Origin of the sequence: Acidovorax sp. 22279, assembly GCF_052045435.1 — a bacterium.
GTDB classification, from domain to species: Bacteria; Pseudomonadota; Gammaproteobacteria; order Burkholderiales; family Burkholderiaceae_C; genus Acidovorax; species Acidovorax delafieldii.
This window is the reverse complement of the sequence record NZ_JBQEOV010000012.1, coordinates 112,568-125,077: the sequence shown is the minus strand read 5'-3', so window position 1 is coordinate 125,077 and position 12,510 is coordinate 112,568. Positions and strand designations below refer to the sequence as shown.

At 65.1% G+C, this 12,510-nt stretch carries 17 protein-coding genes; 16 read left to right on the top strand and 1 reads right to left on the bottom strand.

Features of this window, described 5'->3' with window-relative positions; all coding sequences use genetic code 11:
• The first annotated feature begins 32 nt into the window (after nt 1-32).
• From ACTJKQ_RS16735 to tatC, 16 genes are all read left to right on the top strand, one after another.
• A complete protein-coding gene (locus ACTJKQ_RS16735; RefSeq protein WP_440597476.1) occupies nt 33-1,487 on the top strand; it encodes a PLP-dependent aminotransferase family protein in 1,455 nt (484 codons plus the stop codon).
• A 60-nt stretch (nt 1,488-1,547) separates the two neighbouring features.
• Nucleotides 1,548-1,772, top strand: a complete 225-nt coding sequence (locus ACTJKQ_RS16730) for a hypothetical protein (protein WP_015012682.1) — start codon at nt 1,548-1,550, stop codon at nt 1,770-1,772.
• Between the two features lie 14 nt (nt 1,773-1,786).
• Nucleotides 1,787-2,239, top strand: coding sequence for a PIN domain-containing protein (locus tag ACTJKQ_RS16725; RefSeq protein ID WP_440597475.1), 453 nt, complete (start codon nt 1,787-1,789; stop codon nt 2,237-2,239).
• Nucleotides 2,236-3,357 carry a histidinol-phosphate transaminase gene (gene hisC, locus ACTJKQ_RS16720; protein ID WP_440597474.1) on the top strand — a complete coding sequence of 374 codons (1,122 nt, stop codon included), beginning with the start codon at nt 2,236-2,238 and terminating at the stop codon, nt 3,355-3,357. The genes ACTJKQ_RS16725 and hisC overlap by 4 nt, the downstream gene beginning before the upstream one ends.
• Nucleotides 3,354-3,992: an imidazoleglycerol-phosphate dehydratase HisB gene (gene hisB / locus ACTJKQ_RS16715; protein WP_440597473.1), complete on the top strand. Its 639-nt coding sequence runs from the start codon at nt 3,354-3,356 to the stop codon at nt 3,990-3,992. Before hisC ends, hisB begins: the two co-directional genes overlap by 4 nt.
• A gap of 51 nt (nt 3,993-4,043) precedes the next feature.
• Complete coding sequence (hisH, locus tag ACTJKQ_RS16710) at nt 4,044-4,721, top strand: imidazole glycerol phosphate synthase subunit HisH (RefSeq protein ID WP_108497078.1); 678 nt, start codon at nt 4,044-4,046, stop codon at nt 4,719-4,721.
• Between the two features lie 65 nt (nt 4,722-4,786).
• A complete protein-coding gene (gene hisA / locus ACTJKQ_RS16705) occupies nt 4,787-5,527 on the top strand; it encodes a 1-(5-phosphoribosyl)-5-[(5-phosphoribosylamino)methylideneamino]imidazole-4-carboxamide isomerase (protein ID WP_056060243.1) in 741 nt (246 codons plus the stop codon).
• Between the two features lie 7 nt (nt 5,528-5,534).
• Nucleotides 5,535-6,335 carry an imidazole glycerol phosphate synthase subunit HisF gene (gene hisF, locus ACTJKQ_RS16700; RefSeq protein ID WP_056747261.1) on the top strand — a complete coding sequence of 267 codons (801 nt, stop codon included), beginning with the start codon at nt 5,535-5,537 and terminating at the stop codon, nt 6,333-6,335.
• 124 nt (nt 6,336-6,459) lie between these two features.
• Nucleotides 6,460-6,858 (top strand): phosphoribosyl-AMP cyclohydrolase, encoded by a 399-nt coding sequence (gene hisI / locus ACTJKQ_RS16695; protein ID WP_440597472.1) that lies wholly within the window; start codon nt 6,460-6,462, stop codon nt 6,856-6,858.
• A 20-nt stretch (nt 6,859-6,878) separates the two neighbouring features.
• Nucleotides 6,879-7,253: a phosphoribosyl-ATP diphosphatase gene (locus tag ACTJKQ_RS16690; RefSeq protein WP_056062032.1), complete on the top strand. Its 375-nt coding sequence runs from the start codon at nt 6,879-6,881 to the stop codon at nt 7,251-7,253.
• Nucleotides 7,250-7,636: a DUF4870 family protein gene (locus tag ACTJKQ_RS16685; RefSeq protein WP_056060250.1), complete on the top strand. Its 387-nt coding sequence runs from the start codon at nt 7,250-7,252 to the stop codon at nt 7,634-7,636. Before ACTJKQ_RS16690 ends, ACTJKQ_RS16685 begins: the two co-directional genes overlap by 4 nt.
• On the top strand, nt 7,629-8,666 hold the full coding sequence (locus ACTJKQ_RS16680) for a patatin-like phospholipase family protein (protein WP_116749031.1): 1,038 nt from the start codon (nt 7,629-7,631) through the stop codon (nt 8,664-8,666). Before ACTJKQ_RS16685 ends, ACTJKQ_RS16680 begins: the two co-directional genes overlap by 8 nt.
• A 235-nt stretch (nt 8,667-8,901) precedes the next feature.
• The gene (locus ACTJKQ_RS16675; RefSeq protein WP_440597471.1) at nt 8,902-9,258 is read left to right on the top strand and encodes a histidine triad nucleotide-binding protein; all 357 of its coding nucleotides are present in this window, start codon (nt 8,902-8,904) and stop codon (nt 9,256-9,258) included.
• Nucleotides 9,259-9,364: 106 nt separating this feature from the next.
• On the top strand, nt 9,365-9,607 hold the full coding sequence (gene tatA / locus ACTJKQ_RS16670) for a Sec-independent protein translocase subunit TatA (RefSeq protein WP_056060256.1): 243 nt from the start codon (nt 9,365-9,367) through the stop codon (nt 9,605-9,607).
• 52 nt (nt 9,608-9,659) lie between these two features.
• Nucleotides 9,660-10,124: a Sec-independent protein translocase protein TatB gene (gene tatB / locus ACTJKQ_RS16665; RefSeq protein WP_395456252.1), complete on the top strand. Its 465-nt coding sequence runs from the start codon at nt 9,660-9,662 to the stop codon at nt 10,122-10,124.
• A gap of 59 nt (nt 10,125-10,183) precedes the next feature.
• Entirely contained in the window at nt 10,184-10,978 is a 795-nt protein-coding gene (gene tatC / locus ACTJKQ_RS16660; protein ID WP_056060263.1) for a twin-arginine translocase subunit TatC, read from the top strand.
• A 356-nt stretch (nt 10,979-11,334) separates the two neighbouring features.
• Here tatC and ACTJKQ_RS16655 read toward each other — a convergent pair whose 3' ends face one another.
• A complete protein-coding gene (locus ACTJKQ_RS16655) occupies nt 11,335-12,483 on the bottom strand; it encodes a trypsin-like peptidase domain-containing protein (RefSeq protein ID WP_056060267.1) in 1,149 nt (382 codons plus the stop codon).
• Between the last annotated feature and the right edge of the window lie 27 nt (nt 12,484-12,510).

Genomic DNA, 12,510 nt, shown 5'->3' with positions numbered 1-12,510 from the left:
CTGCCGGCCAAAGTGCCAGTACAGAATGCAGCATGGCCACCGATGACGCACCCCCGCTGTACCTTCAAATCGCCGAACAGCTTGCGCAGCTGATCCGCAACGGCACCCTGGCGCGCGGCGAAAAGCTGCCCTCGGTGCGTGAGCTGGCGCGCCAGCACGGCGTGGCGCAGACCACGGTGGTGCAGGCCTACCACTGGCTCGAAGATGCGCGCCTGATCACCGCGCGCCCGCGCTCCGGCTTTTTTGTGGCGGCGCGGCCGGTGAGCCTGCCCGAGCCCAGCACGCCGCGCCCGATGCGCCGCCCCCGCGAGGTGTCGGTGGACTGGCTGGGCCAGCGCATCCTGGGGCGCAACCAGCCGGTGGACATCATTTCGTACAGCAGCGGCACGCCTGGCCCCGAGCTGTTCAACCCTGACCGCGTGCGCCGCGCCGTGGTGCGAGCCGCGCAGCGCCACCGCAACCTGCTGTGCACCTACCCCGGTTCGTCGGGCCATGAGGACGCGCGCCGCGCCCTGGCGCGCTATGCCGTCAGCCTGGGCTGCAGCCTGGACCCCGAGAACATCGTGATCACCGGAGGCTGCATGGACTCCATTGCGCTGTGCCTGCGCGCGGTGACGCAGCCGGGCGACGTGGTGGCGCTGGAGTCGCCCACGCATTTTTCTTTTCTGGAGGTGCTGCAGGGCCTGCACCTCAAGGCGCTGGAGATTCCCACCCACCCGCGCAACGGCCTCTCGCTGGATGCGCTGCAACTGGCGTTGGACACCCAGCCCGTCAAGGCCGTGATGGTGGTGCCCACGCTCAGCAACCCGCTGGGCAGCTGCATGCCCCAGGCCGAGCGCAAGCGTCTGGTGCAGATGGCGGCGCGGTACGACATGGCGGTGATCGAGGACGCGATCTACAACGACCTGGTCGAGGTGGACGAGATGCGCCGCACCGTCAAGTCCTACGACACCACCGGCCACGTGATGCTGTGCGACTCGTTCTCCAAGACGCTGGCGCCGGGCCTGCGCCTGGGCTGGCTGGAGGCCGGCCGCTGGGCCGACAAGCTGCGCGCCATCAAGGACCTGCAGGCGGGCGGCCAGTCCGCCGTGCTGGAACTGGCCCTGGCCGATCTCATCACCCAGGCGGGCCACGCCGCCGCCATGCGCCAGCTGCGCGCGGCCGTGGCGGCGCGCATGGACGAGGTGCGTCATGTGATTGCCGCGCACTTCCCGCAGGGTACGCGCGTGAGTGACCCGCCCGGCGGCCTGCTGCTGTGGCTGGAGCTGCCGCGCGCGCTCGATTCCGTGCAACTGCACGAAGCCTGCCTGGCCCAGCAGATCCTGATCGCACCCGGCACGGTGTTCAGCGCCAGCGGACGGTTTCGCAACTGCCTGCGCATCGGCGTGGGGGGCGACTGGACGCCCGCCCACCTGGAGGCGCTGCGCACCGTGGGTGACATGGCGTGCCAGATGCTGCAAAGCGGGGCGCCCCGCAAGGCAGCTTGAATGTGGTGTTTTAATCGACACGAAGTTCGTGTTGCACGAAGTTCGTGTAATATTTAACCCATGAAAAACATCACCGTGACCATGGACGACACCGTTGCCGAATGGGTGCGCGTGGAAGCCGCCAAGCGCGGCAGCAGCGTGTCCCGCCTGCTCGGTGAATGGCTGGCCGAAAAGATGCGCCAGGAAGACGCCTACGCCCAGGCCATGCGCGAGGCGCTGGGGTTTGAATCCTGGGGCGCGTCCAGCGGACCGTACGTGCCCCGCGAGACCCTGTTTCTGCGCTGAACGGGGCAGAACGCATGGCCACTGTCCCCATCTTTGTCGATACCGAAATCCTGCTCGCCAGCGTGGACGACCGCGATGCCAAGCGCCAGGCGCGGGCGCGCGAATGGATCAGCTTTTGCTGGCAGACGCGCAGCGGCCGCATCAGCTCGCAGGTGCTCAACGAGCTGTACAACCAAGCCATCCAGCGTTTTGATGGCCCGCAGGTGCTACAGCAGGTGCGCGCCCAGGTGCGCCGCCTGCGCGTGTGGCTGCCGCCGCACCTCGATTCCTACACCGTCGACGGCGCCTGGGACCTGCAGGACCGCTACCGCCTGGGCTACTGGGATGCACTCATCCTCTCGTCCGCCCACCAGCAAGGCTGCCGCTACCTGCTGACCGAGGCACTGCCGCACGATCAGCCGATGGACGCCGTGCGCCCCATCAACCCTTTCCTTGTCACCCCCAACGAACTGGACACCACCGAATGACTACTCCCGCGTCGTCTCCCCTCCAGGCCCTGGCCCGCATCCGCCCTGACGTGCGCGCGATGCATTCCTATGTCGTGCAGCCGTCCACCGGCATGCTCAAGATGGACGCGATGGAGAACCCCTTCCGCCTGCCCGCGCATTTGCAGGCCGCGCTGGGCCAGCGTCTGGGTTCGGTGGCACTCAACCGCTACCCCGGCGACCGCATTGCCGACCTGAAGGCGGCCCTGGCGCAGTACGCGGGCATGCCCGAGGGCTATGGCATCGTGTTGGGCAACGGGTCGGACGAGCTCATCACCCTGCTGGCCCTGGCCTGCGCACAGCCCGGCACGGGCCAGCGCGCCACCATGCTGGCACCCATGCCCGGTTTTGTGATGTACCCGCTGTCGGCGCAGCTGCAGGGCCTGGACTTTGTCGGCGTGCCGCTCACGCCCGACTTCGAGCTGGACGAGCCCGCCATGCTGGCCGCCATCGAACAGCACCGCCCGGCCATCACCTACATCGCCTACCCCAACAACCCCACGGCCACGCTGTGGGACGAGGGCGCGGTGCAGCGCATCGTCGACGCTGCGGGCGCGCAGGGCGGCATCGTGGTCATGGACGAGGCCTACCAGCCCTTTGCCAGCCGCACCTGGATCGACCGCATGCGGGCCGAGCCTGCGCGCAATGCGCACGTGCTGCTCATGCGCACGCTCAGCAAGTTTGGCCTCGCGGGCGTGCGCCTGGGCTACCTCATCGGACCCTCGGCGTTCGTGAGCGAGATCGACAAGGTGCGCCCGCCCTACAACGTGAGCGTGCTCAACTGCGAAGCCGCCCTGTTTGCGCTGGAACATTCCGAGGTGTTTGCCGCCCAAGCCGCCGAGATCCGTGTCGAACGCACCACGCTCATCGCCGCGTTGCGCCAGATGCCGGGAGTCGAAAAGTGCTGGGACAGCGAGGCCAACATGGTGCTGATCCGTGTGGCGGATTCCGCCAAGGCCTACGAGGGCATGAAAAACCGCAAGGTGCTCGTCAAGAACGTTTCTACAATGCACCCATTGCTGGCCAACTGCCTGCGCCTGACGGTAGGCAATGCCGAAGACAACGCGCAGATGCTGGCCGCACTCCAAGCCTCCCTATGACTTCCTCCGCACTCGTACCTTCCGCCCCATCGGCCGACCCGATGGCCGACCGCATCGCCGAGGTCAGCCGCAATACCGCCGAAACGCGCATCAGTGTGCGCATCAACCTCGACGGCACCGGCCAGGCCAAGCTGCACACCGGCATCGGCTTCTTCGACCACATGCTCGACCAGATCGCCCGCCATGGGCTGATCGACCTCGACATCGACTGCGAGGGTGACCTGCACATCGACGGCCACCACACCGTGGAAGACGTGGGCATCACGCTGGGCCAGGCTTTTGCGCGCGCCGTGGGCGACAAGAAAGGCATCCGCCGCTACGGGCATGCCTACGTGCCGCTGGACGAAGCGCTGTCGCGCGTGGTGGTCGATTTTTCGGGCCGCCCCGGGCTGCACATGGACGTGAAGTTCACGGCCGGGAGCATCGGCCAGCTCGACACGCAACTGGTGTTCGAGTTCTTCCAGGGCTTTGTGAACCACGTGGGCGTGACGCTGCACATCGACAACCTCAAGGGCGTCAACGCACACCACCAGTGCGAGACCATCTTCAAGGCGTTCGGACGCACGCTGCGTGCGGCGCTGGAGCGTGATCCGCGCTCGGCCGGTGTCATCCCCTCCACCAAGGGTTCTCTGTGAATTTTTCAGTCAAATCAGGCGCAAGCGCTTGATTTGTATGCGCTAGCAGCTATGAATATGGAAGCAAAAACAGTGGCGGTCGTGGACTACGGCATGGGCAATCTGCGCTCGGTGTCGCAGGCCGTGCAGGCCGCCGCCGAGGGAACGGGCTGGACCGTGGTCGTCACCCAGCGCCCCGAAGACGTGCGCGCCGCCCAGCGCATAGTGCTGCCAGGGCAGGGCGCTATGCCCGACTGCATGCGCGAGCTGCGCGAGTCCGGCCTGCAGGAGTCGGTGCTCGAAGCCGCTGCCACCAAGCCGATGTTTGGCGTGTGCGTGGGCATGCAGATGCTGCTGGACCACAGCGCTGAAGGCAACACGCCCGGCCTGGGCCTGATCCCTGGCGATGTGCTCAAGTTTGACCTGGCAGGCCGCACCCAGCCCGATGGCAGCCGCTTCAAGGTGCCCCAGATGGGCTGGAACCAGGTGCGGCAGATGCCCCACGCCCACCACGGTGGCGGCGTGCACCCGGTGTGGGCCGGTGTGCCCGACAACAGTTACTTCTACTTCGTGCACAGTTTCTACGCCGTGCCGCAAAATCCTGCCCATTGCGCCGGGCAAGCCGACTACGGCGGTTTGTTTGCTGCCGCGGTTGCACGCGATAATATTTTTGCCACCCAGTTTCACCCGGAGAAGAGCGCGGAGCACGGCCTGGCCCTGTACCGCAATTTTCTGCACTGGAATCCCTGATCCCTTAACCCCCACCCGTTCGGGCCGAGCTGCGTCTCGCCCTTTTTCACCCGAACTTCACCACCATGCTGCTCATCCCCGCCATCGACCTCAAAGACGGCCACTGCGTACGCCTCAAGCAAGGCGATATGGACCAATCCACCACCTTTGGTGAAGACCCTGCCGCCATGGCGCGCAAATGGGTGGATGCCGGCGCACGCCGCCTGCACCTGGTGGACCTGAACGGTGCGTTTGCGGGCGTGCCCAAGAACTACAGCGCCATCAAGTCCATCCTGAAAGAGGTGGGTGACGACATCCCCGTGCAGCTGGGCGGCGGCATCCGCGACCTGGACACCATCGAGAAATACATCGACGGCGGCCTGCGCTACGTGATCATCGGCACGGCGGCCGTGAAGAACCCCGGCTTCCTCAAAGACGCCTGCAGCGCGTTCGGCGGCCACATCATCGTGGGGCTCGACGCCAAGGACGGCAAGGTGGCTACCGACGGCTGGAGCAAGCTCACCGGCCACGAGGTCGTGGACCTGGCCAAGAAGTTCGAGGACTGGGGCGTCGAATCCATCATCTACACCGACATCGGCCGCGACGGCATGCTGTCGGGCATCAACATCGACGCCACGGTGAAGCTGGCCCAGGCTTTGAGCATCCCTGTGATCGCCTCGGGCGGCCTGTCCAACATGGCCGACATCGAGCAGCTGTGCGCCGTCGAAGACGAGGGCGTGGAGGGCGTGATCTGCGGCCGCGCCATCTACAGCGGCGACCTGGACTTTGCGGCGGCACAAGCACGTGCCGACGAACTGAACGGCTAAGGACCGCATGCTCGCCAAACGCATCATCCCTTGCCTGGACGTCACCGGAGGCCGTGTGGTCAAGGGCGTCAATTTCGTCGAGCTGCGCGACGCAGGCGACCCGGTCGAAATTGCTGCGCGCTACAACGCGCAGGGCGCTGACGAGCTCACCTTCCTCGATATCACCGCCACCAGCGATGGCCGTGACCTCATCCTGCACATCATCGAGGCCGTGGCCAGCCAGGTGTTCATTCCGCTCACCGTGGGTGGTGGCGTGCGCACCGTGGACGATGTGCGCCGCCTGCTCAATGCCGGCGCGGACAAGACCAGCTTCAACTCGGCCGCGATTGCCAATCCTGAGGTGATCAACGCGGTGTCGGCCAAATACGGCGCGCAGTGCATCGTGGTGGCCATCGACGCCAAGCGCCGCTCTGCCGAAGACGCCTTGCGCCTGGGTGCCAACGGCCAGCCCGTGGGTGCGGGCTGGGACGTGTACAGCCACGGCGGGCGCAAGAACACCGGCCTGGACGCCATTGCTTGGGCCACCGAGATGGCGCAGCGCGGTGCGGGCGAGATCCTGCTGACCAGCATGGACCGCGACGGCACCAAGGCGGGTTTTGACCTGGAACTGACCCGCGCGGTGAGTGACGCGGTCAGCGTGCCCGTGATCGCCTCGGGCGGCGTGGGCAACCTTGACCACTTGGCCGACGGCATCCAGACCGGTGGCGCCGACGCGGTGCTGGCCGCCAGCATCTTCCACTACGGCGAATACACCGTGGGCCAGGCCAAGCAGCGCATGGCAGAGCGCGGCATCCCCGTGCGGATGTGATCGGCATTTGCTCCTGATTTGATAGCTTCAAGCGCATGTAATACCTGCGCTTGTAATCAAAAACAATTGAAAAGTGCAGGTGCGCGCCCTGGTTGGCGCTGGCGCGCCACACGGATCACCGACAATGACCCCCATGAACTGGCTCAACGAAGTGAAATGGGATGCGCAGGGTCTGGTGCCCGTGATTGCGCAAGAGCAGGGCACGGGCGACGTGCTGATGTTTGCGTGGATGAACCGCGAGGCCCTGGCGAAAACCGCTGAACTGGGCCGCGCCGTGTACTTCAGCCGCTCGCGCAAAAAGCTGTGGTTCAAGGGCGAAGAGTCCGGCCACGTGCAGACGGTGCACGAGATCCGCCTGGACTGCGACAACGACGTGGTGCTGCTCAAGGTCACCCAGCAGGGCCACGAGCCCGGCATCGCCTGCCACACGGGCCGCCACAGCTGCTTTTTCAGCGTGCTCAAGGACGGAGCTTGGCTCGCTGTCGATCCGGTCTTGAAAGACCCCGAATCCATCTACAAGTAATGGCAATGGACGACAAGAGCATGAGTTCCCACGATTCCCTGGCGCGCCTGGCCGCCGTCATCGAAAGCCGCAAGCCCGCCAACGGCGGCGACCCGGCCACCAGCTATGTGTCGCGCCTGCTGCACAAGGGGCCGGATTCCTTCCTGAAGAAGATCGGTGAAGAAGCCACCGAGGTGGTGATGGCCGCCAAGGATGTGGACCACGGCGCCGACAAGTCCAAGATCGTCTATGAAGTGGCCGACCTGTGGTTTCACACCATGGTGGCGCTGGCCCATTACGGGCTCACGCCTGCCGATGTGGTGGCCGAGCTGGAGCGCCGCGAAGGCACCAGCGGCATCGAGGAAAAGGCCCTGCGCAAGGTGGCGGAACGCGCTGCCGAAGAAGGCACGCCGTGAGCGACATCATCGATGTGCAGACCAACGACCAGAAGGCCGAGGACCTCAAGGCCATCGGCTGGGTCAGCTATGTGCTGCACCTGATCGTGGCGCTGGGGGCGGTCATCCCCGGCGCGCAGCCCGGCGCTGCGCTGCTGATCGTGGCGCTGGTGATCGACCTGGTGAAAAAAGGCGATGCCGAAGGCACTTGGCAGGCCAACCATTTCTCATGGCGCATCCGCACCGTGATCTGGGCTGGCGTGCTCTACATCGTCACGGCGCCGCTGTGGCTGCTGTTCTTCCTGCCCGGCTGGATCGCCTGGGGCCTGATCTCCATCTGGTTCCTGTACCGCATCGTGCGCGGCATGGTCGCCATGAACAAGAGCCAGGCCGTGGATGCATGAAGCAGCCCGTCCCCGCCCGCGTCTGAACCTGGCGCTGCAGGGCGGCGGCTCGCACGGCGCGCTCACCTGGGGCGTGCTGGATGCGCTGCTGGAGGACGGCCAGTGGCAGTTCGACGGTGTCAGTGGCACCAGTGCAGGCGCCATGAACGCAGTGGCCCTGGCGCATGGGTTTGCGCAGGCAGCGCAGCAGCACAAGGACCCCGAAGACGCCCACCTCGCAGGCTGCACCCTGGCCCGCGAATCGCTCACCCGCCTGTGGGAAGGGGTGGGCGCGCTGGGCAGCCTGACCTGGGGAACGCCGTTGTCTGCCGCCAATCCGCTGGTGGGCATGATGTCGCAGTGGTTCTCGCCCTACCAGACCAATCCGCTGGGGATCAACCCCCTGCGCAAGCTGCTGGAGCGTGAGGTGGATTTCAGCCTGCTGTGCTCCGCCCGCACCGGCGTCGTCGGCCCCAAGGTGTTTGTGTGTGCCACCAACGTGCGCACCGGCCGGGGCGAGATTTTCTTCGGGCCCCGGCTCAGTGCGGATGCGGTGATGGCGTCGGCCTGCCTGCCCATGCTGTTCAAGGCGGTCGAGATCGAGGGAGAGGCGTACTGGGACGGCGGCTATTCCGGCAACCCTGCGCTGCATCCGCTGATCTACCAGACCGATACCTCGGACATCCTGCTGGTGCAGATCAACCCCGTGGAGCATCTGGACGTGCCCAGCAGCGCCTCCGAGATCATGGAGCGCATGAACGAAGTCACCTTCAACGCCAGCCTGCTGGCCGAGCTGCGCGCCATCGAGTTCGTTCGCCGCCTGCTCGCCGAGGGCAAGCTCGACGCCCGCCGCTACAAGAGCGTGCGCATGCACCGCATCGATGGTGGCTCGGTGCTGGCGCCCTTCGGGGCCGACAGCAAGCTGCGTGCGGACCTGGCCTTTGTGCGCAAGCTGTTTGCGCTGGGTCGCACAGCGGGGCAGGAGTGGCTGCACGCGCACCGCAAGGACGTGGGCGTGCGCCCCAGCATCAAGATCGCTGACAATGCCTAGGGATGTCCTGCATAACTCCCTGCGGTCCGTGATAGCGCGGTCTCGGGCGGTCCGCTGCGTTGCTTTTTTGGCCAATAGCACAGCTATTGGCTGCAAAAAGACGCCTTGCGGCCCATCCCGATCCGCACTACACCGACTCGCGAGGGTTATGCAGGACATCCCTCGCTTGCGCGCGAGGCGCCCTCAGGGTTGATCCGCGCCTGTACCCCTGATTCCTTTTGCTCCGATCCCTCCCATGCACGATCCCAACTGCCTTTTCTGCAAAATCATCGCGGGCCAGATCCCTTCCAAGAAGGTTTATGAGGACGAAGAAATTTTCGCCTTCCACGACATCCACCCGTGGGCGCCAGTGCATTTTTTGATGGTGCCCAAGCTGCATATCCCTTCCATGGCACAGGTCACCCCGGAGCATGCCGGGGTGTTGGGGCGCATGATGGCGCTGGCGCCAAAGCTGGCAATGGAGCAGGGCTGCAACCCGTACCCGGATGGTGGCTTTCGCGTCGTGGTAAACACGGGGCTTGAAGGTGGGCAGGAAATCCACCACCTGCATATCCATGTCATGGGCGGCCCCCGTCCGTGGCTCAAAGGCTGAACCAGGCTGACGATCGTGCCATTTTGAGAGGTGTCGGCTTGCCCCGGCACTGAACTCCTGTCACGCCCCCCGTCTAAAATGATTGCAATTCGTTAGGAGATATTTCATGGGCTCTTTTTCCATCTGGCACTGGCTGATCGTGCTGTTGATCGTTGTGATGGTGTTCGGTACCAAGAAGCTCAAGAACATGGGCTCTGACCTGGGCGGCGCCGTCAAGGGCTTCAAGGACGGCATGAAGGATGGCTCGTCTGACGCACCTGCTGCTGCCACGCCCCCCGCTGGCCAGGTGGCCAACAGCCAGGCCGCTGACAAGACCACCATTGATGTCGAAGCCAAGCAAAAGAGCTGAGCTGGTGCTGCTGACCCGCTGCCTTGGCCTGCATTGCGCTGGCGCCTGATCCATGATTGATATTGGCCTGTCCAAAATGGCGCTGATCGGCGCTGTGGCGTTGATCGTCATCGGCCCTGAGAAGCTACCCCGTGTGGCCCGTACCGTCGGCACCTTGCTCGGCAAGGCGCAGCGTTATGTGTCCGACGTGAAAGCGGAGGTCAACCGGTCCATGGAGCTCGATGAGCTCAAGAAGATGAAGGACACGGTGGAGAACGCCGCGCGCGACGTGCACAACACCATTCAGACCAGCGCCAGCGAGTTCGAGAAAGACTGGACCGATGCCGTCGATTCCAGCAACAACGCCGACCTGCGGGAGCAGGCGGCCGTGGTGCCTGCCTACAAGCACCCCGGCAAGAACTGGCGCCTCAAGCGTGGTGCGGTGCCCCAGTGGTACAAGGCCCGCAGTGGTGTGCGCACCAAGGCACAGTCCGGCGCAGCCCGCGTAGCACGTTACCGCCCCCAAAAATTCCACTGACGCAGCCTGCGGCGCCCCGTGCGCTGCATGGGCGGCCCTGACGCCCACGAAAACCCACCATGTCCGAAACCCCCACCAAAGAAGACGAACTGGCCGGCACTGAGCAGCCGTTCGTACAGCACCTCATGGAGCTGCGCGACCGGCTGGTCAAGGCCATGATCGCCATCGCCATTGCGGCAGCGATCCTGTTCTTCTTCCCGGGTCCCGGCGCGTTGTATGACTTTCTGGCCGCCCCTTTGGTAGCCCACCTGCCCAAGGGGGCCACGCTGATCGCCACTTCGGTGATTTCGCCGTTCATGGTGCCGCTCAAGATCTTGCTGATGTCGGCGTTCCTGCTCGCGCTGCCTTTTGTGCTGTGGCAGATCTGGGCTTTTGTGGCGCCCGGCCTGTATTCGCACGAGAAAAAGCTGGTGCTGCCGCTGGTGGTGTCCAGCACGCTGTTGTTCTTCATCGGGGTGGCGTTTTGCTACTACCTGGTGTTTGGCCAGGTGTTCGCGTTCATTCAGAGCTTTGCCCCCAAGAGCATCACGGCCGCGCCTGACATCGAGGCCTACCTGAGTTTTGTGCTGTCCATGTTCCTGGCGTTCGGCATGGCGTTTGAAGTGCCGATTGCCGTGGTGGTGCTGGCCCGCATGGGCATCGTGAGCGTGCAAAAGCTGCGCGAGTTTCGCGGCTACTTCATCGTGCTGGCCTTTGTGGTGGCCGCCGTCGTGACACCGCCCGATGTGGTGTCGCAGCTGTCGCTGGCCGTGCCCATGTGCCTGCTGTACGAGGTGGGCATCTGGGCAGCGCAGATCTTCATCAAGCACACCCAGGCGCCCGAAGAGCCCGGGGAATCCGCTTCCGCATCCTGACCTGCCATCCCCGCAGGCTGGTGGGGATGCGTTGGGGGTGATGCACAGATCGCGTCCGTGGGGCTCCACCTGGGCGATGAGACAGAAAATACAATACAAATAGCTGCAAGCGCTAGTGTGATATGCGCTGGCAGCTATGTTTTTTATAGTGCTGTGAGGGCTCCAGCCCTTCAGAGGGTGGGAAACTCCTCACCCGCTTGTGGCCCCTTCCGGTTGGCCTGTTCTTCACCCCGGCTTGGCCCTGCCAGAGGAGGCCCAAAGCCGACGACCTTCGCCTGCTTCGCCCCCAATCGGCAGTGGTGACGGCTTGTACCCGCCCGGCGATGACCGCGCAGAGCCGGGCTCGCTGAAGGGGCTCAGCGCCTCACATTGCGCTGTGGCCGGGGGCGCACGCCTGGGTTGATGCTCAGCTCCACGCGCTTGTCGGCCCGTTGCACGTCAAACGCCGCAGCCTGGCCCGGCTTGAGTGCCGCCACGGCGGTCAGCAGCTGCGACACATTGCCCACGCTCTTGCCGTCCACGCTCACGATCACATCCCCCGGGCGCATGCCAGCCTGGGCGGCGGGGCCGTCCTGCAGCACGCCGGTGATGATCACGCCCTCGGTGGCCTTTTTTACGCCAAAGGTTTCTGCCAGTTCGGGCGACAGCTCGTTGGGCTCCACGCCAATCCAGCCGCGTGTGACCTGGCCGTCCTTCACGATGCCATCGAGCACCATGCGGGCTGTGGACACCGGAATGGCAAACCCGATGCCCATGCTGCCGCCCGAGCGCGAGTAGATCGCGGTGTTGATGCCCATGAGGTTGCCGTTCACATCGACCAGCGCACCGCCCGAATTGCCGGGGTTGATGGCCGCGTCGGTCTGGATGAAGTTTTCAAACGTGTTGATGCCCAGCTGGCTGCGGCCCAGCGCGCTCACGATGCCGCTGGTCACGGTCTGCCCCACGCCGAAGGGGTTGCCGATGGCCAGCACCTGGTCGCCCACATCCAGGGCGTCGGAGTTGCCCAGCACGATCACGGGCAGCTTGTCCAGTTCGATCTTGAGGATGGCCAGGTCGGTGTCGGGGTCGGTGCCAATCACGCGCGCACGGGCGCGGCGGCTGTCGGTGAGGGTCACCTCGATCTCGTCAGCACCTTCCACCACATGGTTGTTGGTGAGGATGTAGCCCTCGGGGCTCACGATCACGCCGCTGCCCAGGCCGGCCTGCGCCTGGCTGCCCTGGTCACCAAAGAAAAACTGGAACCAGGGGTCGTTGCTGCGCGGGTGGCGCACTTCCTTGCTGGTGTTGATGCTGACCACGGCCGGTGCCGCCTTGCGCGCCGCACCGCTGAAGCTGCCCGCCGCGGGCTGCGAAGGCGGCGTGGCAGGGGCCTCCAGCAGTGCAATACCCGCCCCGGAGCGCGTGGTGCCCCGGCCCAGCCAGTCAGGCTGGAGCGTGGCGACAACAAAGTAGGCCGCAACGAGGACCGTCACGGACTGGGAAAACAACAGCCAGAGTCGCTTCATGAAAGGTGCTTGCCGGTGGTAGTACAG

Coding starts and splice junctions, on each gene's coding strand:
- ACTJKQ_RS16735 (WP_440597476.1), top strand. CDS start 33: ATGGCCACCGATGACGCACCCCCGCTGTACCTTCAAATCGCCGAACAG.
- ACTJKQ_RS16730 (WP_015012682.1), top strand. CDS start 1,548: ATGAAAAACATCACCGTGACCATGGACGACACCGTTGCCGAATGGGTG.
- ACTJKQ_RS16725 (WP_440597475.1), top strand. CDS start 1,787: ATGGCCACTGTCCCCATCTTTGTCGATACCGAAATCCTGCTCGCCAGC.
- hisC (WP_440597474.1), top strand. CDS start 2,236: ATGACTACTCCCGCGTCGTCTCCCCTCCAGGCCCTGGCCCGCATCCGC.
- hisB (WP_440597473.1), top strand. CDS start 3,354: ATGACTTCCTCCGCACTCGTACCTTCCGCCCCATCGGCCGACCCGATG.
- hisH (WP_108497078.1), top strand. CDS start 4,044: ATGAATATGGAAGCAAAAACAGTGGCGGTCGTGGACTACGGCATGGGC.
- hisA (WP_056060243.1), top strand. CDS start 4,787: ATGCTGCTCATCCCCGCCATCGACCTCAAAGACGGCCACTGCGTACGC.
- hisF (WP_056747261.1), top strand. CDS start 5,535: ATGCTCGCCAAACGCATCATCCCTTGCCTGGACGTCACCGGAGGCCGT.
- hisI (WP_440597472.1), top strand. CDS start 6,460: ATGACCCCCATGAACTGGCTCAACGAAGTGAAATGGGATGCGCAGGGT.
- ACTJKQ_RS16690 (WP_056062032.1), top strand. CDS start 6,879: ATGAGTTCCCACGATTCCCTGGCGCGCCTGGCCGCCGTCATCGAAAGC.
- ACTJKQ_RS16680 (WP_116749031.1), top strand. CDS start 7,629: ATGCATGAAGCAGCCCGTCCCCGCCCGCGTCTGAACCTGGCGCTGCAG.
- ACTJKQ_RS16675 (WP_440597471.1), top strand. CDS start 8,902: ATGCACGATCCCAACTGCCTTTTCTGCAAAATCATCGCGGGCCAGATC.
- tatA (WP_056060256.1), top strand. CDS start 9,365: ATGGGCTCTTTTTCCATCTGGCACTGGCTGATCGTGCTGTTGATCGTT.
- tatB (WP_395456252.1), top strand. CDS start 9,660: ATGATTGATATTGGCCTGTCCAAAATGGCGCTGATCGGCGCTGTGGCG.
- tatC (WP_056060263.1), top strand. CDS start 10,184: ATGTCCGAAACCCCCACCAAAGAAGACGAACTGGCCGGCACTGAGCAG.
- ACTJKQ_RS16655 (WP_056060267.1), bottom strand. CDS start 12,483: ATGAAGCGACTCTGGCTGTTGTTTTCCCAGTCCGTGACGGTCCTCGTT.